This is a genomic window from Achromobacter deleyi (genome assembly GCF_902859705.1).
Classification (GTDB): Bacteria; Pseudomonadota; Gammaproteobacteria; order Burkholderiales; family Burkholderiaceae_B; genus Achromobacter; species Achromobacter deleyi.
Genome location: NZ_CADIJO010000002.1, coordinates 149,683 through 176,511, shown reverse-complemented (window position 1 = coordinate 176,511; position 26,829 = coordinate 149,683). Strand labels below are relative to the sequence as shown.

Here is a 26,829-nt window from a genome sequence, read left to right as displayed (position 1 = left end):
ATGCTTGAACTTTCTGCACGCAAGCTGGCCGCCGGCATCCTGCTGCTGGCGCTGGCCCTGGTGCCGCTGTATGCGCAGTGGCAGGGCGAACCCTTTCTGCTGGCGCTGTTCGGCCGTGTGCTGGTGTACGGCATCGCGGCGTTGGCGTTGAACCTGCTGCTGGGCTATGGCGGCATGGTCAGCTTCGGCCATGCGCTGTACCTGGGCCTGGGCGCCTATGCCGTGGGCGTACTGAACCACTACGGCATCGACAACGGCTGGCTGCACCTGGCCGCCGCCCTGGGCGCCTGCGCCGTGGTCGGGCTGGTCAGCGGTTACGTCGCGATGCGCACGTCAGGCATCGCCTTCATCATGATCACCCTGGCCTTCGCGCAGATGTTCTATTTCCTGGCGACGGGGCTGGAAGGTTTTGGCGGCGACGATGGCATGTCGCTGTTTTCGGGCAGCGACTTCGGCCTGTTCCGGCTGGATACGCCGCTGGCGCTGTACCTGGCCGCATTTGGCGTGCTGCTGCTCACGCTGGCCGCGCTGCACCGTCTGGTGCACGCGCCCTTCGGCATGGCGCTGCGCGGCTGCCAGGCCAACGAGCGGCGCATGCGCGCACTGGGCTTTGCCACGCTGCGCTACCGGCTGGCGGCCTACGTCATATCGGCCATGGTGTGCGGCGTGGCCGGCGTGCTGCTGGCCAACCTGACGCTGTACGTGTCGCCGTCGTACCTGGCCTGGACGACTTCGGGCGAACTGATCGTGATGGTGGCGCTGGGCGGCCTGGGCACGTTGTTCGGCCCGGTCGCGGGCGCCCTGGCGTTCCTGCTGCTCGAAGAAGGCCTGAAGCTGCTGACCGACCACTGGATGCTGGTGATGGGTCTGTTCATCGTGGCAGTGGTGCTGGTGTCGCGCCGCGGCCTGTATGGCGGCCTGTCGGACAAGCCCTGGCGCCTGGGCGGCCTGCGGCCCGCGCCACGCCCCACCGGAGAACCGCGATGAGCACCCTGCGCGTGGAAAACCTGGTCAAGCGCTACGGCGGCCTGACCGTCACCGATGACCTGTCGCTGGACGTGCCCAGCGGGGAACTGCACGCCGTCATCGGCCCCAACGGCGCCGGCAAGACCACGCTGATCGGCCAATTGAGCGGCGAACTGCGGCCCGACGGCGGCCGCGTGCGGCTCGACGGGGTGGATGTGACCCGCATGCCGGTCGACAAGCGCGTGCGCCACGGCCTGGCGCGCTCGTACCAGATCACTTCCGTGTTCAAGCCCTTTACCGCGCTGGAAAACGTCATCATGGCGGTGCAGGCGCGGCGCGGCCACAGCTTTCGCTTCTGGCGGCCGGTGCTGGCCACGCCCGCGCTGCGCGATCCGGCGCACCAGGCGCTGGAACTGGCCGGGCTGGCGGCCCGCGCCAACACCCCGGCCGGCGAATTGGCGCATGGCGAACTGCGCCAGCTGGAGCTGGCCATGGTACTGGCGTGCCAGCCCACCCTGCTGCTGCTGGACGAGCCCATGGCGGGCATGAGCCAGCACGAATCCGAAGCCATGACGCGGCTGCTGCAACGGCTGCGCGGGCAATACACCATCTTGCTGGTGGAACACGATATGCAAGCCGTCTTTGCCCTGTCCGACCGCATCACGGTGCTGGTGTACGGCCGCGCCCTGGCCTGCGGCAGCGCCGACGACATCCGTCGCGATCCGCAGGTGCGCGAATGCTACCTGGGCAGCGAACGCGGCCATGCCGGGCGCCGCGCGCCAGGCGCCCTGGCGGGAGCGACGGCATGAACCACGCGGCAGACAACACCGTGAGCGCCACCGTGGACAACGCCCGGCATGCCGGGGCGCCTCTGGCCGGCCCGACCACGCCCGCCACGCCGCTGCTGTCGCTGCGCGGCGTCACCGCGCACTACGGCGCCAGCCAGGCGCTGTTCGGCATCGACCTGGACATCGGGCCGGGCGAATTCGTGACGCTGCTCGGGCGCAACGGCATGGGCAAGTCCACCACCGTCAAAGCCATCATGGGCCTGAACCGCGCCAGCCGCGGCGCCATCGCGTTCGACGGCCGTGACATCACGACGCTGCCCTCGTACAAGGTGGCGCAGTGCGGCATCGGCCTGGTGCCCGAAGGCCGCCACGTGTTTCCCAACCTGTCGGTGCGCGAAAACCTGGTCGCCACCGCCCACAACCGCCAGGGCCTGGCAGCCCCCTGGACGCTGGACCGGGTCTACGGCCTGTTCCCGCGGCTGGGCGAACGCGCGCGCCACCTGGGCAGCCACCTGTCGGGCGGCGAACAGCAGATGCTGGCCATCGGCCGGGCGCTGCTCACCAACCCGCGCCTCTTGATCCTGGACGAGGCCACCGAGGGCCTGGCGCCGGTGGTGCGCGAAGAAATCTGGCAGGCGCTGGAAAGCCTGAAGCGCACGGGCCTGGCGGTGCTGTGCATCGACAAGAATCTTGAGCCGCTGCTCGCCACGGCCGACCGCCACGCCATCGTGGAGAAGGGCCGCGTGGCCTGGACGGGCACGTCGCAGGCCTTCATCGACGACGAACCTCGGTTGCTGCAATACCTGGGCGTGTAGCGACCAGGGCCGGGATGCCCCCAAAGAACATCGGGCGCCCGCAAGCGCCCGATGGTTCGTACCGACGACCCGCTGTTTACGCGCCGACGCCGGCCGGCTCGCGCACAGACGTTGCCACCGTGGCCTCGCCGTCGTCCGGTATCGGCGCCGCGGCTTGCGGCTCACGCGCGACTTCCTGCAAGGCATGCAGCACGCCATGCTCGCGCAACGTTTCCAGCTGCGCGGCCAGCGCGGCGATGAACACCGGCTTTTTACCCAGGTCGCCAAACACCGGCCGATAACCCGCCAGCACCATGGCGCGGCGATGCGCGGCCTGGCTGGGCGCCGCCGCACGCGCCGCCACGTCGGCCCGTGCCAGCAGCTTGGCCAGCGGCGTGGCCAGCGGGTCCTGGATGGGGTGGCGCGCGCCCGTTTCGTCCACGCCGCGCAGATAGTGCAGCCAGGCGGCCACCGCCAATGCCAGCCGGCGGATGTCGTCGCCGCCGCGCAGGCGTTCGCGGATGGTGGCCAGCAACCGTTGCGGCAGCTTCTGCGAGCCGTCCATCGCGACCTGCCGCGTCAGCTGCGGCAGTTCAGGGTTCACCACGCGTCCCAGGAAGCGGTGGCGATAGCCTTCCAGCCCCACGTCCGGAATGCCCTTGAGCGTCGGCGCGATCTCGCAGCGCATCATGTCATCCAGAAAGCCGCGCAAGGCCGGCAGCGCCGCCGCCTCGCCGATCGTGGCAATGCCCAGCAAGCCGCCCAGATAGGCCAGCGCCGAATGCGGGCCGTTGACCATGCGCAGCTTCAGGCGCTCGTAGGGCGCGGCGTTGGTCACGAAGGTGGCGCCCGCCGCTTCCCAGGCGGGGCGGCCAGCGGCGAACTTGTCTTCGATCACCCAGTTCAGGTAAGGCTCGCCCACCACCGGCCAGGCGTCTTCCACGCCCAGCCGCAGCGCGATGCGCGCGCGGTCTTCGTCGCGGGTGGCCGGCACGATGCGGTCCACCATGGAATTGGGAAAGGTGCAGTGCTTGTCGATCCAGCCGGTCAGCGCCGCGTCGATGCGCAGCGCAAAGGCCAGCACCAGGCTGCGCAGGGTGTCGCCGTTGGCCTGCAGGTTGTCGCAGGACAGCAGCGTCAGCGGTGGCAGGCCGCGCTCGCGGCGCAGCGCCAGGCCATAGACCAGGAGGCCGATCGCGCTGCGCGGCCGGATCGGGTTGTCCAGGTCGTGCAGGATGTCCGGATCGTCCCAGCGCAGGTGGCCCGTGGCCGGCTCGTGGCTGTAGCCTTTCTCGGTGATCGTCAGGCTGACGATGCGGGTCTGCGGATAGGCGATGCGTTCAAGCACCGCGTTGGGGTCTTCTTCAGCCACCATCACGCGCTGCACCGCCCCCACCACGCGCAGTTGCTCGCGCGGCTCGCCGCCCGGCGCGGTATCGCGCAGCGCCAGCGTGTACAGGCCGTCCTGCGGCGTCAGCGCATCGCGCGTGGCGGCGCTGCGCAGCGACACGCCCAGGATGCCCCAGGACAGGTCCTGCGTGGCAGCCATGGCCAGGTCGGTGGCCACCGCCTGATGCGCACGGTGAAATGCCCCCAGCCCCAGATGCACGATGCCGGGCGTGAGCCGGCTGCGGTCATAGGGGGGCTTCTCCACGTCTGCGGGCAGACGCGTCAACGACTCCGTATTCAAACGTTCGAGCATGGATTGCAGTGCCAAAAGGTCGCCGTCGTGCGTCTGCCGAAAGGCCTGCAGCCAGGCGCGTGGGTGGGAATTCGCGCCAGCGTATCGTATGGCCGCGGCGAAGGCAAAACGTAACGTAGTATTACGTTAAAACGCGTTCCATGACGGCGGCAAAGGCACGACCGCAAAGCCAAACCACGGCAGCAACCCATATCTGGTAAAAAGCCGCCACACCCGGCCTTATTACGCACCCCATGTCCACGAATCCGCACCACTCGCCCTACAAAAGCACCGGCGGCCTGCGCCGCATCCTGAACGCGCTGCGCTATTCGCTGCAGGGCCTGAAGGCCGCCATCAAGTACGAGGCGGCGTTTCGCCAGGAACTGGCGCTGGCCGTGCTGCTCATCCCCGCCGCGTTCTTCCTGGGCCGCACCACCGTCGAAGTGTTCTTCCTGATCGGCACCGTGATCCTGGTGCTGGCGGTGGAGCTGCTCAATTCGGCGGTCGAGGCGCTGGCCGACGCGCTGTCGGTCGACACCCACCCGCTGCTGGGCCGCGCCAAGGACCTGGGCAGCGCCGCCGTTATGCTATTGCTGTTGTTCACGGTGGCCGTCTGGGTCGGCGTGGCCGTGAGCCGGTTCGTCATGCACTGAAAGTCGGACGCCGGCTTGCCCGCCCCGGCCCCCGCGCCCGTAACGGCGCCTCTATACTGGGAGCCATGATGCCCAACACCAAGCCCGCTTCCCCGGAACGCATTGTCATCGTCGGCGGGGGTGCCGGCGGCCTCGAACTTGCCGCCAAGCTCGGCCGCATCCACGGCCGCCAGCACATCACCCTGGTCGACAGCCGCCCGTTCCACATCTGGAAGCCGTCGCTGCACGAAGCGGCGGCCGGCACGCTCGATATCCACCAGGAAGGCCTGTCCTACCTGATGCTGGCGCACATGAACGGCTTTTCGTTCGCGCAGGGCCGGCTGGTCGGCGTCGACCGCGAGCGCCGCCTGGTCACCGTAGACCCGGTGTCCGATTCCCAAGGCCAGGAAGTCCTGCCGCGCCGCGAACTGGCGTACGACACCCTGGTGCTGGCCCTGGGCAGCACGTCCAACTTCTTCAACACCCCCGGCGCGGCCGATCACGCCGTGACGCTGGACACCACCGAAAACGCCGAACAGTTCCGCCTGACCATGCTCAAGGCCATGGCGCTGGTCGACCAGGCCAAGGTGCGTGACCCGTCCGCCCGCCTTGACCTCGTCATCGTCGGCGGCGGCGCCACCGGCGTCGAACTGGCGGTCGAACTCACCGAAGCCAGCCACGTCGTCAGCGCCTATGGCCTGCCGAACTTCCGCGCCGAACGCGACCTGGCCATCACGCTGGTCGAAGGCGCGCCGCGCATCCTGTCGGCGCTGCCCGAAAAGATCTCCACCGCGGCCACCACCCGCCTGACCGAACTCGGCATCCGCGTCGAAACCGCCTGCCGCGTGTCCGAAGTCACCGCTGATTCGGTCAAGACCGCCGACGGCCGCACCTTCCCCGCCCAGCTCTGCATGTGGGCGGCGGGCATCAAGGGCCCGGCGCTATTGGCTGACCTGGACCTGCCGCTGAACAAGCTGGGCCAGGTCGAAGTGAACGAACGCCTGGAAACCGCCGACCCGCACATCCTGGCGCTGGGCGACTGCTGCGCCGCGCCCTGGCGCGATGGCCGCACGGTACCCGCCCGCGCCCAGGCCGCCCACCAGCAGGCCGACTACCTGGCCAAGAAAATCACCGCCCGCCTGCGCGGCACGGCCGAACCCACCAAGCCCTACGTCTACGAAGACCACGGCTCGCTGGTGTCGCTGGGCCAGGACGCCGGCGTAGGCAGCCTGATGGGCAAGCTGGCCGGACGGGGCCTCTTCGTAAGCGGTACACTGGCGCGCCTGATGTACATGAGCCTGCACCTGATGCACCACAAAGCGGTGCTGGGCATCTCGCGCACCGCCTCCCTGGCCCTGGCCCGCCTGCTCATGCGGCGCACGCGTCCCCGGGTCAAATTGCACTGAACTCCCATGAATTTCCTCCAAAGACTCGAACACGCCTGGACCTCCCGCAACTCGCTGCTGCAAGTCGGGCTTGACCCCGATCCGCAGCGCTTTCCGCGCGAATTGCAGGACAAGCCCGACGCGATCTTCCAGTTCTGCCGCGACATCGTCGACGCCACCGCGCCGTACGCCTGCAGCTTCAAGCCCCAGATTGCCTACTTCGCCGCCCACCGCGCCGAAGACCAGCTCGAAGCCCTGTGCCAGCACATCCGCGACAAGCACCCCGACCTGCCCATCGTGCTGGACGCCAAGCGCGGCGACATCGGCTCCACCGCCGAAAACTACGCCCGCGAAGCCTACGAGCGCTACCAGGCGCACGCCCTGACCGTCAGCCCCTACATGGGCCTGGACTCGGTCGAGCCCTACCTGGCCTGGCGCGACCGCGGCGTGATCGTGCTGTGCCGCACGTCCAACCCCGGCGGGTCCGACCTGCAATTCCTGAAAATGGATAACGGCGAACCCCTCTACCTGCACGTGGCGGGGCTGGTGGCCGACAAATGGAATGCCAACGGCCAATGCGGCCTGGTGGTGGGCGCGACCTTCCCGAACGAACTGGCCGCGGTGCGCCAGCGCATCGGCGACGCGGTGCCGCTGCTGGTGCCCGGCATCGGCGCCCAGGGCGGTGACATCACCGCCACGGTCAACGCCGGCGCCAACGCCGCGCGCAGCGGCATGATGATCAACTCGTCGCGCGCCATCATCTACGCCAGCGGCGGCGACGACTGGCGCGACGCCGCCGGCCAGGCCGCCCGCGGCCTGCGCGACGCGATCAACGCGGTACGTTGATCGGCGCGATGCGGCTCAGCGCCGGTTGACCGGCGCGCCCAGCAATTCCAGAACGCCGCGCAACGCAAACTCCACGGCCGCCTGGCGCACCTGCGCCCGGTCGCCGGGAAACACATGGGTCACCGCGCGGCTGCTGATGCCGTCGCCCACCCGCATGGCAAAACCAAAGCACACCATGCCCACCGGCTTGCCCGGTGTGGCCCCGCCCGGGCCAGCGATGCCGGTGGTGGATACCGCCACCTGCGCGGCCGGCGCCGCCAGCAGCACGCCATTGGCCATTTCCAGCGCCACCGGTTCACTGACCGCGCCGAAGTGATGCAAGGCATCGGGCGACACATCCAGCTCGGCCACCTTGGCCTCGTTGCTGTAGGTGATGAAGCCGCGGTCGAACCATTCACTGGACCCCGCCACCGCCGTCACCGCGCCTGCCAGCAGGCCGCCAGTGCAGGACTCGGCCGTACCCAGGACCAGGCCCTGGCGCCGCAGCGTGTCGCCCACCCGCTCGGCCAGGCCCAGCGCGGTGGCTTGCGCCAGTTGTTCGGCAGACAGATTGGACCGCGTGCTTTCGTGTTGCTGGTTCATCCCAAGACTCCTGTGCGCACGACCAACGCCATGATCAGCAAGGCGTATCCGGCCGCGACGATATCGTCCCACATTACCCCAAAGCCGCCCTTGAGGCGGGCGTCGAAGAACTTGATGGGCGGCGGCTTGACGATGTCGAACGTGCGAAACAGCACGAACGCCAAGGCCTGCGACAACAGGCCGGCCGGCGTCAGCCACAGCACCAGCCAGAAGGCCACCATCTCGTCCCACACCATTCCGACATGATCGGGCTGCTGGAGTTCGCGGCCGACCCGATCGCAGGCCCAGCAGCCGTACAGGAAGGCCAGCGCCAGGAAGATGCCGATGGCCAGGTCGGACGCGGCGGGCGCGGCCGCCACCCAGATGGCCCAGGCCAGCAGCGTGCCCCAGGTGCCCGACGCGGGACGCACCAGGCCGCTGCCCAGGCCAAAGGCGATCAACCGGCCCGGATCACGGCAGACCCAGGCCAGGGACGGGTACACGGCGCGCGAGCGTTCGCGCATGGAAGGGGAACGGGGGGAGGAAGACGGCATGGTTGGGTTTGAAGGTGGCGGAAAAGGGATGGCGGAGTCGGGCGGTGAAGGCCCCTGTCATGCCCCTGGGAAGTGGTCGAACCCCGCGGGCAACTGCGCCAACGGCTGGCCCGTGGCATCCAGCACCATCAGGCGAGGCCGCGCCGCCCCCGGTATCTCGGACGAGCCGCCGGCATGCGTGACGGCGGAAGCCTGCATCGCGTCCTGGGCCGGCTCGTGCGCCACGATGCCGCCCACCCGGGTCACCCGCGCGCCGGCCGTCCGCGCGGCGGCCAGCACGGCGTCACGGCGGGCTGCCGGCGCGGTGAAGCAAAGCTGGTAGACGTCGCCGCCGCCCAGCACCGCACGGCGCAGCGCATCGACCGGCAGCCCGGCCAGCGCGGCGGCGGCCGGCAGGCGGTCTTCATGCAGCACCGCGCCCACCCGGCTGGCGGCCAGGATGTGGCCCAGGTCCTGCAACAGGCCGTCGGAAATATCGATGGCGGCGTGCGCAATGCCGCGCAGCGCCAGGCCCAGCGCCACCTGCGGTTCAGGCCACTCCAGCGCGCCGCGGGTGGCCGCCAGGCGTTCGGGATCGGTGGGGTATTGGCCGTCCAGCAGCCGATACGCCACGTCAGCAGCACCCAGTTCGCCAGACACCCAGATGTCGTCGCCGGCCTGCGCCGCGTCGCGGCGCAAGGCGGCGCCTGCGGGCACCGCGCCGAACACGGTCACGCTGATGGCCAAGTCATGGGCACTGCGCGTGGTGTCGCCGCCGATCAGCGGGCAGCCGTGGACGGCAGCCAGCGCATGAAAGCCCTCGGCAAAGGCGGCCAGCCATGGCTCATCCAGCCGCGGCAGCGCCAAGCCCAGCACGCAGCCGATGGGGCGTGCGCCCATGGCGGCCAGGTCGGACAGGTTCACGGCCAGGGCCTTGTGCCCCAAGGCCTTGGGATCAACGTCAGGAAAGAAATGCCGGCCTTCCAGCAACAGATCGGTGCTGGTGGCCACCTGTTCGCCTGTCGGCACAGGGAACAGCGCGCAGTCGTCGCCCACGCCCAGCAGGCCGGTCGGAGCGGTACGCGTGAAATAGCGCGCGATCAGGTCGAATTCGGACGCCACGGCAACTCCGCAGTCCGGCGCAGCGGCCGGTATTGACTCCCAAACCGGAGCCACGTTCCAAAGGGAGGACCGCTCCAGCAAGGAAGGGGAAGCAAGCCCCCAGGGATGCACGCCTCCCCAAAAAAAATGGGTCTCCCCAGACCCGGGCCGCGCGGATCCGGGCTCCGCCGGTCCGCTGCGGCGCCCCCCTTGGGGGGAAGCGCGCAGCGCTCCGGGGGGGCTACCTCTTAATTTCGTGCGCGCGCACGTCGGCAGCCAGCTTGTCGAGCACGCCGTTGACGAACTTGAAGCCATCGGTGCCGCCGAACGACTTGGCGAGCTCCACGGCTTCGTTGATGGCAACCTTGTACGGCACTTCGACATGATGAATCAGTTCGAAGCTGCCGATCAGCAGGATGCCGTGTTCGACGGGCGACAACTCGGCCAGCGGGCGGTCGACGTAGGGCGTGAACCGCTCGCGCAGCGTGGGCGCTTCGCGCAGGACACCGTGCAGCAAGGTCTTGAACCACTGGGCGTCGGCCTCGGAAAAATCCTCGGTGTCGCGCAGATGGGCGTCGATCTCGCCGGCGTCCTGCGTGCCCTGGCCACCGCGCAGCAGCCACGCGTAAACGCCCTGCAACGCGAATTCGCGTGCACGGCGGCGTGCGCTGCGCGCGTTGGCGCGGGCTTGCGCCGCGCTATCAGCGCTGGTCGTCGTCTTCTTCGTCGTCAAAATCTTCGTCCTCGTCTTCGTCGTCTTCGTCTTCTTCCTCGGGCTCCAGTGCCGCGACCAGGTTGGCCATTTCAACGGCCACCTGCGCGCAGTCGCGGCCCTTGCCGGCGGCGCGGGCTTGCGCCTGCTCGTCGGTGTCCACGGTCAGCACGCCGTTTGCGACCGGAATGCCGGTTTCGAGGGAGATGCGGGTGATTGCAGTGGCCATCTCATTGCTGACCACTTCAAAGTGATAGGTTTCGCCGCGGATGACGGCGCCCAGCGCGATCAGGGCGTCGAATTCGAACGTTTCGGCCATGTGCGACAGGGCCACGCCCAGTTCCAGGGCGCCGGGCACGGTGGCGACCATCACGTCGCGCTCGTCCACGCCCAGTTCGGCCAGTTCCTTCAGGCACGCTTCGAGTTCGGCCTGGCCGATTTCTTCATTGAAGCGGGCGCGTACGATGCCGATGTGCAGCCCTTCGCCGTTCAGGTCGGGGGTAAGGATGTAAGGGTTCATGTGTCGGCCTTCAGTGTGTTGCGGGAGTATGCAGAGGGTCGCAATCGTAACCCGTAATGGTGAGCGAGAAGCCCGCCATGCTGGGCATCTTGCGCGGACGGGCCAGGAGCTTCATCTGGCCCACGTTCAGGTCGCGCAGAATCTGGGCGCCGATGCCGTAGGTGCGCAGGCCGAACCGGTCGGCGTTGGCAGGGTTGGCATTGGCCTTGGGGTCGCTCCAGCCGGCGATCTGCGCGAACAGATGTTCGGTGGACGATTGGCAATTCATCAGCACCAGGACGCCGGCCGGCGCCTGGGAAATGGTCTGCAGGGCCTGCGCCACGCCCCAGCTGTGCGGGCTGGCGCCGGTGTCCAGCACGTCCAGCACCGAGGCCGGCTCGTGCACGCGCACCAGCGTTTCGACGTCCGGCGTCACGGTACCATGCACCAGCGCCAGGTGGGCCGAGCCGGTGGCCGCGTCTTCGTAGGCCACGGCCTCGAACACGCCCCAGGCGGTCTGCATGGGCCGCTTGCCCACGCGCTTGACGATGGACTCGTGCTCGCTGCGGTACTGGATCAGGTCGGCGATGGTGCCGATCTTCAGGCCGTGCTCGCGGGCGAATTCGACCAGGTCGGGCAGGCGCGCCATGGTGCCGTCCGGCTTGAGGATTTCGCAGATGACGGCGGCCGGGGTCAGGCCGGCCATGGCGGTGAGGTCGCAGCCGGCTTCGGTGTGGCCGGCGCGCACCAGCACGCCGCCGGGCACGGCGCGGACCGGGAAGATATGGCCGGGCTGGACCAGGTCGGACGGCTTGGCGTCGCGCGCCACCGCCACCTGAATGGTGCGGGCGCGGTCGGCGGCCGAGATGCCGGTTTCGACGCCGACGGCGGCTTCGATCGACTGCGTGAAATTGGTGCCGTATCGCGTGCCGTTGCGGGCGGCCATCAGCGGCAGGTCCAGCTGGCGGCAGCGGTCTTCGGTCAGGGTCAGGCACACCAGGCCACGGCCATGGGTGACCATGAAGTTGATGGCTTCGGGCGTGACGAATTCGGCGGCCATGACCAGGTCGCCTTCATTTTCGCGGTCTTCTTCGTCGACCAGGATGACGATGCGGCCGGCGCGCAGCTCGGCGATGATCTCGGCGACCGAGGCAATATCGAAGGATTCCGGCTCGGAGCCGGGCAAGGAGGACAACTGGACGGACATGGCGGGCACGTAAACCAGGCAGGAAAGCCCGGATTTTAGCGCCCCCGGCGCCAGAACCCCTACCGGGGCGCGACGGCCCCGCCCAAACAGGGCCATCCGGTTAAACTTTCGGCCGGAGAACACCCTATAAAACCAAGGAAAAACGCCATGCAAGCCCTTGCGGCCATGCCTTTGAACGTCGCGGCGGGGATACGCGTCGTCCTGACGGACATCGACGACACGCTGACCACCGACGGCCGCCTGCCGGCCGACGCCTACGCCGCGCTCGAGCGCCTGGAACAGGCCGGCATCCAGGTGGTGCCCATCACCGGCCGCCCGGCCGGCTGGTGCGACCACATCGCCCGCATGTGGCCGGTGCGCGCCGTGGTCGGCGAAAACGGCGCGTTCTACTACGCCTACGACCGCCAGGCACGCCGCATGACCACCCACTACTGGACCGACGCGGCCTCGCGCCAGGCCAGCCGCAAGCAGCTGGACGCCATCCGCGACCGCGTGCTGGCCGACGTGCCCGGCGCGGCCGTGGCCAGCGACCAGGACTACCGCGTGGCCGACCTGGCCATCGACTTCTGCGAAGACGTGCCCGCCCTGCCCGAGGCCGACATCGGCCGCATCGTCCAGATCTTCCAGGACGCCGGGGCCCAGGCCAAGGTCAGCTCCATCCACGTCAACGGCTGGTTCGGCGACTACGACAAGCTGACGATGACCCGCACCCTGTTCCAGCGCGAATTCGGCCTGGACGTGGCCAGCGTGCTGGACAGCACCCTGTTCATCGGTGATTCGCCCAACGACGAACCCATGTTCGCGTTCTTCCCGGTGTCGGTCGGCGTGGCCAACATCCAGTCGCAACTGCACCGCCTGACGCACCGGCCCGCCTACGTGGCCGCCTTCCATGGCGGCGGCGGCTTCAAGGAAATGGCCGACCGCCTGCTGGCCGCCCGCGCCCCGCGCGCCCTGTCGGCATAAGGCGCACCGTGGCCACTGCCAAGACCCCCGCCCCGGCCGCCAACGACGGCCGCCGCAGCATCCAGTCCATCGAAGTGGGCGTGCCACTGTTGGCCGCGCTGGTCGACGCGGCCAAGCCGCTGACCCTGCGCGACCTGGCCGCCGGCGCCGGCATGACGTCGGCCAAGGCCCACCCCTACCTGGTCAGCTTCATCCGCGTTGGCCTGGTGCAGCAGGACAGCATCACCGGCCAATACGAGCTGGGGCCCTTCGCCCTGCAGATGGGCCTGGTCAGCCTGCAACGGCTGGACCCGGTGCGCATCGCCATGCCCGAGATCGCCAAGCTGCAATCCGAGATCGGCCACACCCTGGGCATCGCGGTGCTGGGCTCGCACGGCCCCACCATGATCCACATGACCGAGGCCAGCTACCCCGTGCACGTGAACATGCGCAAGGGCACGGTCATGTCCATGCTGCACACGGCCACCGGCCTGGTGTTCGCGGCCTGGCTGCCGCCCAAGGTCAGCGAGCACTACATTGCCCGCGAAGAGGGCGACACGGCGGTCATCGCCAGCGTGCCGCCCCCGCGCAAGGCCAGCCGCGCCAATATCGATGCGCAACTGGCCGACATCCGCGTGCACGGCATGGCCCGCGCCCTGGGCAACCCGCTGCCCGGCGTGGATGCCCTGTCGGTGCCCGTGTTCGACAACACCGGCAACATCGTGCTGGCGCTGACCAGCCTGGGCCCCACCGGCCTGTTCGATGTTTCCTGGGACGGCGCCATCGCCCGCCCCCTGCTGGCCTGCGCCCACGAAATCTCGCGCAAACTCGGCTACCGGGCCTGACCCGCCGCACCGCAAGCCAAGCGGGCCCATTCGGGCCCGCTTTTTTTCGCGCAAAAACGAACGCATAGCGAACAAAACGAACAAAACTCGAAAAGAAAGGCAGGGACTTTCCCAAGTGTGCTCGGCGTACTCGTATGTTTGAATTCAGTTACTAGTCATATTCATACCCATAAGAGGAGACATACGATGCGCGCTTTGCGTCTACTGCAAGCGGCCTCGCTGGCCGCGTTCGCTTTCGGGGCGTCCGCCGCCCAGGCCGCCGACACCTGCCCCAACCGGGGCGACCTCGACCAGATGTATTGCGACGCCGACAAGAACCTGGTGGCCGACACGCCCACCGACCCGGCCAAGCTGAAGACGCCGTCCACGCTCGTCTTCACCTACACGCCGGTCGAAGACCCGGCCGTGTACGAAGACATCTTCAAGCCGTTCACCAAGCACCTGTCCGAATGCACCGGCAAGCGCGTCGTGTTCTACCAGGTGCAGAGCAACGCCGCCGAAATCGAAGCCATGCGCTCGGGCCGCCTGCACGTGGGCGGCTTTTCCACCGGCCCCACCGCCTTCGCCGTGAACATCGCCGGCGCCGTGCCGTTTGCCGTCAAGGGCTACGCCGACGGCTTCCAGGGCTACAACCTGATCGTCATCGTCAAGAAAGACAGCCCCTACCAGAAGCTGACCGACCTGAAGGGCAAGAAGCTGGCGCACACCGCGCCGTCGTCCAATTCGGGCCACATGGCGCCCGTGGCGCTGTTCCCCAAGGAAGGCCTGACGCCCGACAAGGACTACAAGGTGGTCTTCTCCGGCAAGCACGACCAGTCCGTCATGGGCGTCAATTCCGGCGACTACGACGCTGCCGCCGTTGCCTCGGACGTGTTCAAGCGCATGATCGAACGCGGCCAGGTCAAGGAAGCCGATTTCCGCGTCATCTACAAGAGCGAGAAATTCCCCACCTCGTCGTTCGCCTACGCACATGACCTGGAGCCGAAGTTCCGCGACCAGATGCTCAAGTGCTTCTACGACTACCGCTTCCCGGCCGAGATGTCCAAGGCCTTCGACGGCGCCGACCGCTTCTACCCGGTGACCTACGAGAAGGACTGGGCCATCGTGCGCCAGGTCGCCGAATCCGGTGGCGAAAGCTTCAACCGCGCCGCCTACGACCGCGAATCCGCCAAGAGCAAGAAGTAATCAGCATGACGACGTCGCTACGCATTTCCGGCCTGGTCAAGGAATACCGGGCCGGCCGGCCGGTACTGAACGGCATCGACCTGCAGATCGCAGGCCAGGGCCTCACCGCCATCATCGGGCCGTCCGGCACCGGCAAGAGCACGCTCTTGCGCTGCATCAACCGGCTGATCGAGCCGACCCGCGGCGAAATCGTGCTGGAAGCCGGCGACGGCGCCGTCGATCTCGCCCGGGTGCGCGGCGCGTCGCTGCGCCGCGCCCGCCGGCGCATCGGCATGGTGTTCCAGGAATACAACCTGGTCGAACGCCTGACCGTCATGGAAAACCTGCTGACCGGGCGGCTGGGCTACACCAGCGCCTTCAAGGCCTGGACCCGCCGCTTCGAAGCCGAAGACATCGAACACGCCTATTCGTTGCTGGACACCGTGGGCCTGGCCGGCTTTGCCGACCAGCGCGCCGACGCCCTGTCCGGCGGCCAGCGCCAGCGCGTGGGCATCGCCCGCGCCCTGATGCAACGCCCGCAATTGCTGCTGGCCGACGAGCCCACCTCGTCGCTCGACCCCAAGACCTCGGTCGAAATCATGGAGCTGCTGGCCGCCCAGGGCAACGCCACCGGCATCCCCGTCATCGTCAACATCCACGACGTCGAACTGGCGCGCCGCTACGCCAGCCGCATCGTCGGCATGTCCGGCGGCCACGTCGTCTACGACGGCGACGGCCACGGCCTGGATGCCGCCATGCTCAAGACCATCTACGGAGGCGAGTCTTGGCTGGAATAACGCATCCCCGGGGCCCGCGCCCCTTCGCCATGTCCGGCCGCGCGAAAGCCGGCCTGCTCTTGCTGGTGCTCTACACCGTCTACGCCGCGGCCCAGCTGGACTTCAGCTGGAGCCGCTTCGAATCCGGCATGGGCCACGCGTCCACCTTCCTGGCGCGCATGTTCCCGCCCAACTTCGAAAAGCCCGCCACCTTGTGGAAGGGCATTGCCGAAAGCCTGGAAATCGCCGTGCTCGCCTCGGTGCTGGGCATCTTCCTGGCCCTGCCCGTCGGCCTGCTCGGCGCGCGCAACATGATGCCCGCCTGGGTCTCGTGGCCCGCGCGTTCGCTCGTCGCCCTGTGCCGCGCACTGCACCCCGTCATCGTCGCCATCCTGTTCGTCAAGGCCGTCGGCTTCGGCGCCCTGGCCGGCATCCTGGCCCTGACCGTCGCCTCCGTCGGCTTCATCGGCAAACTCTTCACCGAAGCCATCGAGGAAATCTCGCTCAAGCAGGTCGAAGCCGTGCGCGCCACCGGCGCCTCGTTCGCCAACGTCATCGTCTTCGGCGTCCTGCCGCAGGTGTTCGCGCGCTTCATCGGCTTTGCCACCTACCAGTTCGACTCCAACCTGCGCAACTCCACCATGGTCGGCATCGTCGGCGCGGGCGGCGTGGGCGGCACGCTGTTCTCGGCGTTCCAGCGCTTTGACTACGACTTCGTCAGCGCCATCCTGCTCACCCTCATCGCCATCATCATGCTCGGCGAAATCCTGGCCGGCTTCGTGCGCGCCGTCTTCCTGGACAACCTGGGCTTTGACCGCATCCTGCAAAGCCGCTTCGCCGGTGCCCGCGGCATCGGCTCCAGCCAGCCCAAGCCCGCCAAGCCCGTCGTCAACAAGGCGGAGGCAGACCAATGAACGCCCACGCCCCCACCTTGCGCGACACCGCTGCGCCGCGCGTCTGGCAACGCTACAGCCTGGGCCAGCGCCTCTTGCGCTTCGCCCTCTACCTGCTCGTTGTCGCCGCCATCGTCCAGGCCATCCGCGGCGTCGAAGTCATCCCCGAGTTCCTCTACGACGCCCCCGAACAGATGGCCGACCTGTTCCAGCGCATGTGGCCGGTCGACTGGGCCTACTACCCCGGCGGCGTCCACAACGCCCTGGTCGAGACCCTGCACATCGCCACCCTGGGCACCATCCTGTCCGTCTTCATGGCCGTCCCCGTCGGCCTGCTCGCGGCCAACAACCTCACCCCCAGCAAAACCATCAACATGCTGGCCCGGCTCATCCTCGTCTCCAGCCGCTCGGTCAACTCGCTGGTCTGGGCCCTGCTCTTCATCGCCATCTTCGGCCCCGGCGCCCTGGCCGGCACGCTCGCCATCGCGTTCCGCTCCATCGGCTTCGTCGGCAAGCTCGTCGGCGAAGCCATCGAAGAAGCCCAACGCGGCCCCATCGAAGCCGTCACCGCCACCGGCGCCAGCAAGGCCTCGGTCATCTGGTACGCCTACTGGCCCCAGATCCGCCCCGCCTTCTGGTCCATCGTGCTGCTGCGCTGGGACATCAACGTCCGCGAATCCGCCGTCCTCGGCCTGGTCGGCGCCGGCGGCATCGGCATGGCCCTGGACACCGCGCTGAACCTCTTCCAATGGGACCGCGTCGCCCTGGTCCTGGCCGCCATCTTCGTGGTGGTCGTCCTGGCCGAAGTGATCATCACCCAAGCCCGCAAACGCATCCTGTAACCCATACAGCGCGCCAAGAACGTTCCTTTGCACCGCCCGGAAACGGGCGGTTTTTTTTGCGCAGTTTCAAACGCAGTTCATCCGCCCCGCTCCCCCCGCAAGCGCGCAGCGTCATCCCACGACGCAAGACACCGCGTAAGCCTCGCAAGGCCGCCCGCGCGGCCGGCGCGAGGCGGGCCCCGCAAACCGCTCCAATCCAAAGAAGCCGTCAACAAAACGCCAAGCACACCGCCCGTCCCCACGGCCGGCATTAATCCTCATCAACAGCGCGTGGCGGGGCAGGCGGGTGAGGGCGGGGCGTGTAGATTGCGCCCGAGGGAATCTGAAGGAACCGCCGAAGGCGGTGACGAAGATGACGAAGGGGGGGGCCGCCTAGGCAAGTCCGGAGCGAAGGCTCCGGACCGCAATCGTAGCCCCGCCCTCACCCGCCTGCCCCGCCACGCGCGGCTCAAGAACCCCCAAGCCCCCCTTGTTGACGCACCGCAACCCCGTCTAAGCTCAATGTGAACAAAATATGACCCGTCATCAAAAACACCCCTCCGATTGACTAAGATCTCGGCTTTTGCCGTCGGACACCCCCGCCATGTCGGAACAGGAATTGAAGCTGCACGTGCCCACGGCGTCCCGCCAGGCCGTGCTTCGAGAGGTCAAGCAGCGTGAAGCGACCCGCATCCGCTTGCACGCCATGTACTTCGACACCCCCGAGCGCGAACTCGCCCGGGCCCGCATCGCCATCCGCCTGCGCCAGGAAGGCCGCGACTGGGTCCAGACCCTCAAGATGCCCGGCGTCAACGCCATCACCCGCATCGAACTGAACCACCCCAGGCCCGGCCCCGTCCTCGACCTGTCCGTCTACGCCGGCACCGAAGTCGAAGCCGCCCTCGCCGCCATCAAAGGCGAACTCGGCCTGCGCTACGAAACCGACGTCCAGCGCATGCTGCGCAAAGTCCGCACCCGCTACGGCACCGTCGAACTCGCCTACGACACCGGCATCCTGCGCGCCGGCGCGCTTGAACTGCCCATCTCCGAACTCGAATTCGAACTCGTCTCCGGCCGCCCCGCCGCCATCTTCTCCGTCGCCCGCGGCTGGCAGCAGCGCCACTCTCTCGTCCTCGACCCCCGCAGCAAATCCGAACGCGGCGATGCCCTCGCCCAGCTCGCCCAGCGCCTGGCCGACGTCGACGCCATTCCCGGCGACGACCTCGAAGCCCGCCGCGCCCGCGCCATCGCCCTCTTCTGGGCCCCGCGCGGCGCCGCCTCCGTCAAGCTGCGCGAAGACATGACCGCGCCGCAAGCCATGGGCCGCATCGCCGCCGAATGCCTTGACCAGATCGCCCGCAACGCCGCCGTGCTGGCCGAAGTCGACACCGAAGGCGTCTACCGTGCCGGCAACTCCGAACACGTGCACCAGTTGCGCGTCGGCATCCGCCGCCTGCGCTCCGGCTGGAAACTGTTCGACGGCTGGATCGCCCCCGTGCCCGATGCCCTGCTGCAAGGCGTGCGCGCACACTTCGCCGCCTTCGGCGCCAACCGCGACCAGGACGTCCTGAACGAAACCGTCGCCCCCGCGCTGATGCGCGCCGGCATGCCCGTCATTCCCATGGAAGCCGCGCCGCCCGAACAGGACGCCCGCGCCATCGCTGGCGGCAAAGCCTTCCAGGCCTGGCTGCTCGACCTGCTGGAATGGAGCCTGGACGTACCCCCCGCCGTCCCCCTGGCCGACGGCATCCCCGTCGCCAACGGCGTGCCCAGCGACGCTGCGCCCGAGCCGGCCATCCGCCTGCAAGGCGGCGTTGCCGGCCCCAGCGTCAAACCCACCATCATCCCCATGCTGGCCCCCGAGCCGGACCCGCAACAGCTGCACAAACAGCTTGCCCGGCGCCTGCACCGCTGGCACAGCAAGGTGGCCGACCAGGGCACCCAGTTCGCCGCGCTGGACATTCCCACCCGCCACGAACTGCGCAAGCGCGGCAAGCGCCTGCGCTACAGCCTGGCCTTCGCCGAATCGCTGTTGCCCGCCTCCAAACTGCGCGGCTATCGCAAGCTGCTGTCGCGCGTGCAGGACATCCTGGGCGAAATCAACGACCTGGCTGTCGCCAAGGACTACTACGAAGCGTGTACGGTCACGCACCCGCAAGCCTGGTTCGCGCTGGGCTGGATCAGCGCACGCCTGGAAGAACTGGCCGTCGATGCGCAAAAGGCCTTCGACGACCTGGCGGGCAGCAAGCCTTTCTGGAAGTAGCGCCAAAAACACCGCGCCCCACGTATCCGGCATCGGACACTTGGGGCGCGTTTTTTTGTGCCGCCAGACTCGGCGGCATCCCGATCGATCAGTCGGCCAGCAAGGCCCCGGCGAATTCATCCGCCACGAACGGCTGCAGGTCTTCCAGGCTTTCGCCCACACCGATCCAGTACACCGGAATCGGGCGCACGCCCTGGCTGCCCGCCGCCACCGCCGCCAACGTGCCGCCCTTGGCGGTGCCGTCCAGCTTGGTCACGACCAGACCCGTCAGGTTGATGGCCGCATCGAACGCACGGATCTGCGCCAACGCGTTCTGGCCGGTATTGCCGTCCACCACCAGCAGCACTTCGTGCGGCGCGGCGGCGTCGGCCTTGCCGATCACGCGGCGGATCTTCTTCAGTTCTTCCATCAGGTGCAGCTGGGTCGGCAAACGGCCCGCCGTATCCACCATCACCACGCCCATGCCGCGCGCGCGGCCGGCATTGACCGCATCGAACGCCACGGCGGCCGGGTCGCCGCCATCCTGCGAGATCACGGTGACGTTATTGCGGCTGCCCCATTCGATCAATTGCTCGCGGGCAGCGGCGCGGAAGGTATCGCCCGCGGCCAGCAGCACGCTCGCGCCCTGGCGCTGGAACGTGTGCGCCAGCTTGCCGATCGACGTGGTCTTGCCGGCGCCGTTCACGCCCGCGATCATCACCACCAGCGTCTTGGCCTGCTTCAGGTCGAACGCACGCTCAAGCGGACGCAGGTGGTCGGCCAGCAGTTGGCGCAGCGCCGCCTTGACCTTGGCCGGGTCTTCGATGCGCTCTTTCTTGACCCGCGCACGCAGCGCGGTCAGCAGCTTCTCGGTGGCCTCCAGGCCGGCATCGGCCATAATGAGCGCCGATTCGAGTTCCTCGAACAGGTTCTCGTCGACCTTGACGCCGACGAAAATGCCGCCAATGCTTTGACCGGTGCGCGACAAGCCTTGCTTCAGGCGCGACAGCCACGACGCCTTCTTGGGCGCGGCTTCGGGCTCGGGCTGCGGTGCCACCGCAGCGGGCGGCGCGCTGACCGGCGCGGCCGCCACCGGCGGCGGCACGATGGCGGGCTGAGGCGCAGGCACAGGCGATGCGACCGCTGCGGGCGCGGCCATTACGGGCGCGGCAGTGACGGGTTCGGCAATCACCGGCGCAGCCGAGGGAGGCGCCACGGGAGCCGGCGCTGCGGCAACTGGCGTCACCGGTGCGGCAGCAGCCGGTTGAGGCGCAGGCGCAGGCACAGGTGCAGGCACAAACGCCTGCGCAGCCGGGGGTTGCGGCACCGAAGCGGGTTGCGGTTGCGGCACGCTGGCCGGCGCCGGTGCGGGCACCGACGCGGCCGGCACCGGCAGCGTCAGTTCAGGCGGCGCGGCGGGCGAGAATTCGCGGACCGCAGCGGGGGATTCGACGGGAGTGGCGGGCGCCTCGGCGCCGGCTTGCGGGCCGGGCGCGGTGTCCACGCCCTCTGGCGGCGACGCGGGCTGGGCCGGCGCGGCGGGCGGAGGGGATTTTTTCTTGAAGAAGCGGCTAAACATGGGTAACAAGTATATTCGTATCGTCGGGGGCCAATACCGGCGCACCCCTATCGTCGTGCCCGACGTGGAGACGCTCCGCCCGACCCCCGACCGGGTGCGGGAAACGCTGTTCAACTGGCTCAATCACCTGTGGGGCGGCGAATTCGCCGACAAGCAGGTGCTGGACTTGTTCGCCGGCAGCGGCGCCCTGGGGTTCGAAGCCGCCTCGCGCGGCGTGGCGCACGTGCAGATGGTCGAACGGGACAAAACCGCCGCGTCCGCGCTGCGGACACTACGCGACAAGCTCAAAGCCGACATGATACGCATCCATGTGGGCGATGCGATGCAGGTCGCCGAAAGAATGGATGCGTCCCGATTTGACCTCATTCTTCTGGACCCGCCCTTCGGACAAGGCTGGCTGCCGCGCCTGTGGCCGATCCTGCCCGGCATCCTGGCCGAGGACGGACTGGTCTACGTCGAGGCCGAAACCGCCATCGACGCCCCCGACGGATTCGAGATATTGCGCCAGGACAAGGCCGGGGCGGTCCACTACCATCTCCTGAAATTTGCTGCATTGCGCAAATAGATCAATAATCCGAGCTTCGGAGGATGGTGTACACCACTAATAACGGTACGGAGCTCGCATGATCATCGCTGTTTACCCCGGCACTTTCGACCCGCTGACCAGAGGCCACGAAGACCTGGTCCGCCGTGCCGCCACGCTTTTCGACAAAGTCGTGGTCGGTATCGCCCATAGCCGCAACAAGAAGCCTTTCTTCAGCATCGACGAACGCGTGGACATCGCGCGCGAAGTGCTGGGCCACTATCCCAACGTGGAAGTGCAAAGCTTCGGCGGCCTGCTCAAGGACTTCGTGCGCGACCAGGGCGGGCGCGTCATCGTGCGCGGCCTGCGCGCCGTGTCCGACTTCGAATACGAATTCCAGATGGCCGGCATGAACCGCCACCTGCTGCCCGACGTCGAAACCCTGTTCATGACGCCGTCGGACCAATACCAATTCATCTCGGGCACCATCGTGCGCGAAATCGCCCAGCTGGGCGGCGACGTCAGCAAGTTCGTGTTCCCCTCGGTCGAACGCTGGCTGCAGGAAAAAGCCAAGGAACGCCGCGAACAGTCCTGGCCGGGCTGATCCTGCGGGCTCCCCCGCCGCCGAATCCCCCCGAAGAGCGCCCTGTGCGCTCTTCTTGCACTTTGGCGCCCGGCCATGCCCCCCGGATAATGGCAGGACGGCGCCAGGGGCTTGTCCGGGCGCCCTGCCGGGCCGGCAGTACAATGGCGGCGCCCCAGCCTGAATTCCCCTGCCCCGCCCATCATGGCTCTGACCATCACCGAAGAATGCATCAATTGCGACGTTTGCGAGCCCCAGTGCCCGAACGACGCAATTTCCATGGGCGAGGACTACTACGTCATCGACCCTGACCGCTGCACGGAATGCGTCGGCCACCACGACGAGCCCCAGTGCAAGGTGGTCTGCCCGGTGGAATGCATCGAGCTGCACCCGCAATGGAAAGAAGGCCAGGAACAACTCATGGCCAAGTACCGCCGCCTGACCGGTGCCGCATGAGCGACACCGCACAGCCCAGCTTCAATCCCCCCGACTCCCGCCCCAACGCCCGCCGCGACCTTTCCGCCTCGGCCATCGCCGCCGGCCTGGTCGCCGTGCTGGTCAGCTTTGGCGGCACCGCCGTGCTGATGGTGCAGGCCGGCCATGCCGCGGGCCTGGACGCCGCCCGCATCGGTTCCTGGATCGGATCGCTCAGCCTGGTGCTGGGGTTCGGCGGCGCGGCCTACAGCCTGCGTACGGGCCTGCCCATCGTCATGGCCTGGTCCACCCCGGGCGCCGCGCTGCTGGTCACCGCGCTGGCCGGCGTGCCCTTTCCTGAAGCCATCGGCGCCTTCGTGCTGGCGGCCGCCCTGACCCTGGCCTGTGGCCTGTTCGGCTGGATCGATCCCATCCTGCGCCGCATTCCCGGCGAGGTCGCCGCCGCCATGCTGGCCGGCGTGCTGCTCAATTTCGGCATGGGCGTCTTCACCAACATCAGCAAGCAACCGGCGTTGGTGCTGGGCATGTGCGCCGCGTATCTGGTGTGCCGCCGCTGGGCGCCGCGCTACGCCGTGCTGGTGGTGATGGTCGTGGCCGTCGGCATGGCGGCCGGCCTGGGCCTGCTGCAGGTCGACCAGCTCGACTGGCACCTCACCGAATTCGTCTGGACCACGCCCGCCTTCAGCATGCAGGCCGCGATCAGCCTGGGCATTCCGCTCTTCGTGGTCGCCATGGCGTCGCAGAACCTGCCCGGGCTGGCCATTCTGCAAGCAGCGGGCTATCGCCCCCCGGCCTCGCGCCTGGTGGCCGCCACGGGCTTCCTGGGCCTGCTGGCAGCCCCCTTCGGCGCCCACAGCGTCACGCTGGGCGCCATCAGCGCCGCCATCTGCACCGGCCCCGAGGCCCACGCCGATCCGTCCAAGCGCTACATCGCCGCCGCCACCTATGGCGTGGGTTACTTCGCACTGAGCATCGTGGCCGGCGCGGTCGCCGTGTTCTTCCAGGCCCTGCCGGCCGCCCTGCTGGCCGCACTGGCCGGCCTGGCGCTGCTGGGCACCATCATGGGCGGCATGGCGGCCGCCATGGCCAATCCGCAACGGCGCGAAGCCGCGCTCATCACGCTGCTGGCCACGGCGTCCGGGTTCAGTTTCTGGGGAATCGGGTCGGCCTTCTGGGGCCTGGTCGCAGGCCTCGCAGCCCACACCGCCTTCGAGTACAAGCGCAAGCTGGCCGTGCCGTAACGGCAGGTCGGAAAACGGCAAGTCAGGAATGCGTCGCGCGGGTCCCCGCGGCGCTACCGGCTGTCAGGCCGGCCAGGCGGACACGGGCGTGTCCGGATGCACCTTCATGATGCGGCAGGGCACCTGCACGAAGTTCGAGATCCAGGCGGCGGCAAGCTCGCCTTCGTCAACGACGTCGATGGTCTGTTCGCCCACCTTCATGCTGTAGCGCACGCTGTCGTCGTCTTCGATGACATCCAGTGGAATATCCATGCGCAGCATGCCCGGGGCGCGCAGCACCAGGTAGCCCAGGCGCAGTTCGACCGTCACGTCGGCCAGCCGCGGGCACAGCTCGCGGTTCAGCCACTGGCCCGAATCATTGGCCACCAGCCATTGGCGGTGGTAGGCGGCGGCCTCGGGCTGTGCCGTGTGGCCGCACTGGGCGATGGGCTGAAAGGCTTCGCTCATTTGCCGAGCAGGCCCTTGAGCGCCTTGTCGACCGCCGCGCCGCCCTTGCCCTTGCCCGTCACGGCTTCACGCAGCTTGTTTTCCAGGCTGCGCTTCAGAATGCCGCCGATGGCGTCCTTCCAGAGCAACGTATACGTGGGCTTGTCGAACGGGCCCTTCACGTGCACGGGAATGGTCACGTCTTTCAGGTCGATCAATTCCTTGCCTTCCGGGTCGGCGGCCGGGTTGACCACGCGGGCGCGCGCCACCAGATCCAGCTCTTCCTTGACAAAGTCGATGGTGGCCGGATCGCCCTGCGTCACGCGCAGCAGCGGCGACACGACGTTCAGGCGCTTCACGCTGGCCACGCCCTTGGTGAAGGCCAGGTCGGCGTCCATTTCCGAGAACTCGGTCTGCTTGCTGGTGTCGGCCGCCACGGTCTCGTCTTGCGACTCGGGCTTGAGCGCGGCCTTCAATTCGCGCAGCGTCTGCGTCAGGTTGATGCCCTTGACCGCGCCATCGCGCAGGCGCACCTGCAACGTGCCGCCCAGGTTGCTCTTCATGGCGTAGCCGTTGGCGCCGCCGGTTTTCAGGTCCAGCGCCAGGCTGCCGGTGCCGGACAGCACATTCTTCTGCGCCAGGTCCATCAACAAAGGCTCGATGGCGATGCCCGCCAGCGACATCTTCGTGGCCAGCTGGTTGCCCTGGGCCGCATCCACCGACATGGCGCCGGCCAGCTTGCCGCCGTACAGGCCCGCCGTGAGGCTGGAGATATCGAGCTTGCCGCGGTCCAGCTTGACGGCCGCGGCGACGTCGTCGGCCTTCAGGCCGCGCACCACCAGCTTGCCGACCTTGAGCGTGCCGTTCACGCTGGGGCCGACCAGGGCCGACAGGTTGATCGAGTCGTCCGCGGGCTTGGCCGGGGCCGGCTGGGCGGGCTTGTTTTCGTCTTTCTTGCCGTCAGCGGGCGGCTTGGCAGGCGCGGCCGCAACCGGCGGCACCAGCTTGTCCAGATCCAGCGTATCGACCGCCAGGGCGAAGTTGACCTGCGGCGCGTCGCTCAGCTTGGTGATGTCGGCGCTGAGATCGAACTTGCCGCCTTCCAGCACGGCGTTGATCTTGCTGCTGGCCTGGTCTTTGAGCAGGTCGACATTCAGGCTGCCGATCACGGGAATCTGCAGGTTGCCCTTGGGCAGGCCCGGGTCGGTGATGTTGACGTCGCCGCGCAGGCCGGACAGGCCGCCCTTGCGCTGCAGCAGATTCAACGACAGCGGCGAGGCGAAGGTCAGCTTGACGATGCGTTCGCCGTTCTTGGACGTGCTGTCCAGCTTGGCTTCCTTGATGTCCAGTTCGGTCGCGTTGCCGCTGATGCCGTTCAGGCCGAAGGTCGCGTCCAGGCCGCTGATGCGCACGCGACCTGTCAGGGCTTCGCCGGTGGCCTGCGTGGGCGAAATGTTCAATGCCGGTGCATCCACCGCGAATTCGAACGGGCCGTCGGCCACGCCGCCCTTGGCGCGCACGGCCAGCTTTTCGATCTGCAATTGGCTCTTGTGCGGGTCGATCGACAGCTTGGGCATCGCCACGCTGGCCTCGACACCGGTGGCGCGCGCGGCCGGATCGGTGATGTCGCCCTGGAAGACGAGTTCCAGCCCGGCCACATCCAGCGCCGACTTCTGGCCGTTGAACGCCAGGTTGCCGCGCATGGCCAGGCTCTTGGCCTCGGCGCCGGGCAGCTTGCCGTCCATGCGCAGGTCCAGCTTCTGGGCCGCATAGCGCTTGGCGGACGGGTCCAGCGTCAACAGCGCCTGACCCGTCAGGTTGGCGTCGATGCGCGGGTTGCCGCCTTCGACGCGCGCCGTCAGGCGCACATCGAACGGCTGGTTGAACGTCACGCGGCCGGTATTGGCGTTGATCTTGGTGACCGCCACCGCCATGCCCGACATCTCGTCCTGCAGCAGCACTTCGCCGTCTTTCAGGTCCAGGCCGGCAATGTCGATCTGCATATTGTTGCGCGCCGACGGCGAGGTGCCGTTGGTGAGCGCCTGCGCCGCGGTCTGGGCCGCGCCGGCAATGGCCTCGGCCGGATTGGCGGGCGTGGCGACCACCGGGGCCGTGCCGCCGACCAGATTGCTGAAATTGAACTGGCCGTCCTTGCCGCGCACCACCCGCGCCTTGAAACCGCTGATGGCCACGTGGTCCACCACGAAGCTGTTCGACAGCAGCGGCCACACGGCCACCGCCAGGCGGGTGCTTTCGATGGACGCGAAGTTCTCGGTGCTATTGGCTTCGGACAGGGACACACCCTGTACCGACAGGCCGATGCGCGGGAACAGCGACAGCTCGATTTCGCCGTCGATCGTCAGTGTGCGGTGATAGCGTTCCTGGACAAGCTCTTCGAGCTTGTACTTGTACGCGTTGGGGTCGAACGTCAGCAAAAAGATGGCCAGGCCAACGACGGCCACGACAACCAACACCACCAGGCCTATCAGAATGCGCTTGAACCACGTTTTCATTGCCGCCCCGTCGGACCCTCGACTGGTAATCCCTGAATGCCACCCGCCGCGCCGGGCGCGAAAGTGACGCTTTGCCGTGGCTTGCCGCCCGACATCCTGATCTGACCGTCCTGCATGGCATGCCGCCGCGTGCGCCGGGCT

Annotated in this window: 27 protein-coding genes; 17 read left to right on the top strand and 10 right to left on the bottom strand. The window is 68.1% G+C overall.

Features of this window, described 5'->3' with window-relative positions:
* The 3 genes from HV798_RS03310 to HV798_RS03300 are packed head-to-tail and all read left to right on the top strand — an operon-like array spanning position 1 to position 2,569.
* Entirely contained in the window at positions 1 to 987 is a 987-nt protein-coding gene (locus HV798_RS03310) for a branched-chain amino acid ABC transporter permease (protein WP_025139483.1), read from the top strand.
* Entirely contained in the window at positions 984 to 1,775 is a 792-nt protein-coding gene (locus HV798_RS03305) for an ABC transporter ATP-binding protein (protein ID WP_175191372.1), read from the top strand. The genes HV798_RS03310 and HV798_RS03305 overlap by 4 nt, the downstream gene beginning before the upstream one ends.
* Complete coding sequence (locus HV798_RS03300; protein ID WP_246288555.1) at positions 1,772 to 2,569, top strand: ABC transporter ATP-binding protein; 798 nt, start codon at positions 1,772 to 1,774, stop codon at positions 2,567 to 2,569. The genes HV798_RS03305 and HV798_RS03300 overlap by 4 nt, the downstream gene beginning before the upstream one ends.
* A 76-nt stretch (positions 2,570 to 2,645) precedes the next feature.
* Here the strand turns inward: HV798_RS03300 and HV798_RS03295 are convergent, their stop codons facing one another.
* Positions 2,646 to 4,250, bottom strand: a complete 1,605-nt coding sequence (locus HV798_RS03295) for a mannitol dehydrogenase family protein (RefSeq protein WP_175191373.1) — start codon at positions 4,248 to 4,250, stop codon at positions 2,646 to 2,648.
* Positions 4,251 to 4,483: 233 nt separating this feature from the next.
* On the opposite strand from HV798_RS03295, the gene HV798_RS03290 reads away from it, so the two are divergent.
* The 3 genes from HV798_RS03290 (at position 4,484) to pyrF (ending at position 7,092) form a co-directional block, all read left to right on the top strand.
* The gene (locus tag HV798_RS03290) at positions 4,484 to 4,882 is read left to right on the top strand and encodes a diacylglycerol kinase (protein WP_025139479.1); all 399 of its coding nucleotides are present in this window, start codon (positions 4,484 to 4,486) and stop codon (positions 4,880 to 4,882) included.
* 68 nt (positions 4,883 to 4,950) lie between these two features.
* On the top strand, positions 4,951 to 6,267 hold the full coding sequence (locus tag HV798_RS03285) for an NAD(P)/FAD-dependent oxidoreductase (RefSeq protein WP_425486115.1): 1,317 nt from the start codon (positions 4,951 to 4,953) through the stop codon (positions 6,265 to 6,267).
* A 6-nt stretch (positions 6,268 to 6,273) separates the two neighbouring features.
* Entirely contained in the window at positions 6,274 to 7,092 is an 819-nt protein-coding gene (gene pyrF / locus HV798_RS03280; protein ID WP_025139477.1) for an orotidine-5'-phosphate decarboxylase, read from the top strand.
* A 15-nt stretch (positions 7,093 to 7,107) separates the two neighbouring features.
* On the opposite strand, the gene HV798_RS03275 is transcribed toward pyrF, so the two are convergent.
* From HV798_RS03275 to ribBA, 6 genes are all read right to left on the bottom strand, one after another.
* Complete coding sequence (locus HV798_RS03275; RefSeq protein ID WP_025139476.1) at positions 7,108 to 7,674, bottom strand: CinA family protein; 567 nt, start codon at positions 7,672 to 7,674, stop codon at positions 7,108 to 7,110.
* Positions 7,671 to 8,177, bottom strand: a complete 507-nt coding sequence (locus HV798_RS03270; RefSeq protein WP_025139475.1) for a phosphatidylglycerophosphatase A family protein — start codon at positions 8,175 to 8,177, stop codon at positions 7,671 to 7,673. Before HV798_RS03270 ends, HV798_RS03275 begins: the two co-directional genes overlap by 4 nt.
* 87 nt (positions 8,178 to 8,264) lie before the next feature.
* Entirely contained in the window at positions 8,265 to 9,308 is a 1,044-nt protein-coding gene (thiL, locus tag HV798_RS03265) for a thiamine-phosphate kinase (protein ID WP_175191375.1), read from the bottom strand.
* A gap of 220 nt (positions 9,309 to 9,528) precedes the next feature.
* A complete protein-coding gene (nusB, locus tag HV798_RS03260) occupies positions 9,529 to 10,020 on the bottom strand; it encodes a transcription antitermination factor NusB (RefSeq protein ID WP_025139473.1) in 492 nt (163 codons plus the stop codon).
* On the bottom strand, positions 9,989 to 10,519 hold the full coding sequence (ribH, locus tag HV798_RS03255) for a 6,7-dimethyl-8-ribityllumazine synthase (RefSeq protein WP_006391339.1): 531 nt from the start codon (positions 10,517 to 10,519) through the stop codon (positions 9,989 to 9,991). The genes nusB and ribH overlap by 32 nt, the downstream gene beginning before the upstream one ends.
* Before the next feature lie 10 nt (positions 10,520 to 10,529).
* Positions 10,530 to 11,705: a bifunctional 3,4-dihydroxy-2-butanone-4-phosphate synthase/GTP cyclohydrolase II gene (gene ribBA, locus HV798_RS03250; RefSeq protein WP_025139472.1), complete on the bottom strand. Its 1,176-nt coding sequence runs from the start codon at positions 11,703 to 11,705 to the stop codon at positions 10,530 to 10,532.
* A gap of 147 nt (positions 11,706 to 11,852) precedes the next feature.
* Between ribBA and HV798_RS03245 the strand changes: the two genes are divergently transcribed.
* The 7 genes from HV798_RS03245 (at position 11,853) to HV798_RS03215 (ending at position 19,409) form a co-directional block, all read left to right on the top strand.
* Positions 11,853 to 12,668 carry an HAD-IIB family hydrolase gene (locus tag HV798_RS03245; RefSeq protein ID WP_025139471.1) on the top strand — a complete coding sequence of 272 codons (816 nt, stop codon included), beginning with the start codon at positions 11,853 to 11,855 and terminating at the stop codon, positions 12,666 to 12,668.
* Between the two features lie 8 nt (positions 12,669 to 12,676).
* Complete coding sequence (locus HV798_RS03240; RefSeq protein ID WP_025139470.1) at positions 12,677 to 13,492, top strand: IclR family transcriptional regulator; 816 nt, start codon at positions 12,677 to 12,679, stop codon at positions 13,490 to 13,492.
* A 186-nt stretch (positions 13,493 to 13,678) separates the two neighbouring features.
* Positions 13,679 to 14,677 carry a phosphate/phosphite/phosphonate ABC transporter substrate-binding protein gene (phnD, locus tag HV798_RS03235; RefSeq protein ID WP_025139469.1) on the top strand — a complete coding sequence of 333 codons (999 nt, stop codon included), beginning with the start codon at positions 13,679 to 13,681 and terminating at the stop codon, positions 14,675 to 14,677.
* Between the two features lie 5 nt (positions 14,678 to 14,682).
* On the top strand, positions 14,683 to 15,453 hold the full coding sequence (gene phnC / locus HV798_RS03230; RefSeq protein WP_025139468.1) for a phosphonate ABC transporter ATP-binding protein: 771 nt from the start codon (positions 14,683 to 14,685) through the stop codon (positions 15,451 to 15,453).
* Between the two features lie 29 nt (positions 15,454 to 15,482).
* Entirely contained in the window at positions 15,483 to 16,346 is an 864-nt protein-coding gene (gene phnE / locus HV798_RS03225; RefSeq protein WP_175191376.1) for a phosphonate ABC transporter, permease protein PhnE, read from the top strand.
* Positions 16,343 to 17,167, top strand: coding sequence for a phosphonate ABC transporter, permease protein PhnE (phnE, locus tag HV798_RS03220; protein ID WP_025139466.1), 825 nt, complete (start codon positions 16,343 to 16,345; stop codon positions 17,165 to 17,167). The genes phnE (HV798_RS03225) and phnE (HV798_RS03220) overlap by 4 nt, the downstream gene beginning before the upstream one ends.
* Positions 17,168 to 17,750: 583 nt before the next feature.
* Positions 17,751 to 19,409: a CYTH and CHAD domain-containing protein gene (locus tag HV798_RS03215; protein ID WP_175191377.1), complete on the top strand. Its 1,659-nt coding sequence runs from the start codon at positions 17,751 to 17,753 to the stop codon at positions 19,407 to 19,409.
* 88 nt (positions 19,410 to 19,497) lie between these two features.
* Here HV798_RS03215 and ftsY read toward each other — a convergent pair whose 3' ends face one another.
* Complete coding sequence (gene ftsY / locus HV798_RS03210; protein WP_175191504.1) at positions 19,498 to 20,547, bottom strand: signal recognition particle-docking protein FtsY; 1,050 nt, start codon at positions 20,545 to 20,547, stop codon at positions 19,498 to 19,500.
* Between the two features lie 418 nt (positions 20,548 to 20,965).
* Between ftsY and rsmD the strand changes: the two genes are divergently transcribed.
* The 4 genes from rsmD (at position 20,966) to HV798_RS03190 (ending at position 23,749) form a co-directional block, all read left to right on the top strand.
* Positions 20,966 to 21,532 (top strand): 16S rRNA (guanine(966)-N(2))-methyltransferase RsmD, encoded by a 567-nt coding sequence (rsmD, locus tag HV798_RS03205; RefSeq protein WP_175191505.1) that lies wholly within the window; start codon positions 20,966 to 20,968, stop codon positions 21,530 to 21,532.
* Between the two features lie 58 nt (positions 21,533 to 21,590).
* Positions 21,591 to 22,094, top strand: a complete 504-nt coding sequence (gene coaD / locus HV798_RS03200) for a pantetheine-phosphate adenylyltransferase (RefSeq protein WP_006385942.1) — start codon at positions 21,591 to 21,593, stop codon at positions 22,092 to 22,094.
* Positions 22,095 to 22,277: 183 nt separating this feature from the next.
* Positions 22,278 to 22,529 (top strand): YfhL family 4Fe-4S dicluster ferredoxin, encoded by a 252-nt coding sequence (locus tag HV798_RS03195; protein ID WP_006385941.1) that lies wholly within the window; start codon positions 22,278 to 22,280, stop codon positions 22,527 to 22,529.
* Positions 22,526 to 23,749: a benzoate/H(+) symporter BenE family transporter gene (locus HV798_RS03190; protein ID WP_175191378.1), complete on the top strand. Its 1,224-nt coding sequence runs from the start codon at positions 22,526 to 22,528 to the stop codon at positions 23,747 to 23,749. Before HV798_RS03195 ends, HV798_RS03190 begins: the two co-directional genes overlap by 4 nt.
* 63 nt (positions 23,750 to 23,812) lie before the next feature.
* Here HV798_RS03190 and HV798_RS03185 read toward each other — a convergent pair whose 3' ends face one another.
* Positions 23,813 to 24,196 (bottom strand): MOSC N-terminal beta barrel domain-containing protein, encoded by a 384-nt coding sequence (locus HV798_RS03185; protein WP_175191379.1) that lies wholly within the window; start codon positions 24,194 to 24,196, stop codon positions 23,813 to 23,815.
* A complete protein-coding gene (locus HV798_RS03180) occupies positions 24,193 to 26,688 on the bottom strand; it encodes an AsmA family protein (protein WP_175191380.1) in 2,496 nt (831 codons plus the stop codon). Before HV798_RS03180 ends, HV798_RS03185 begins: the two co-directional genes overlap by 4 nt.
* Between the last annotated feature and the right edge of the window lie 141 nt (positions 26,689 to 26,829).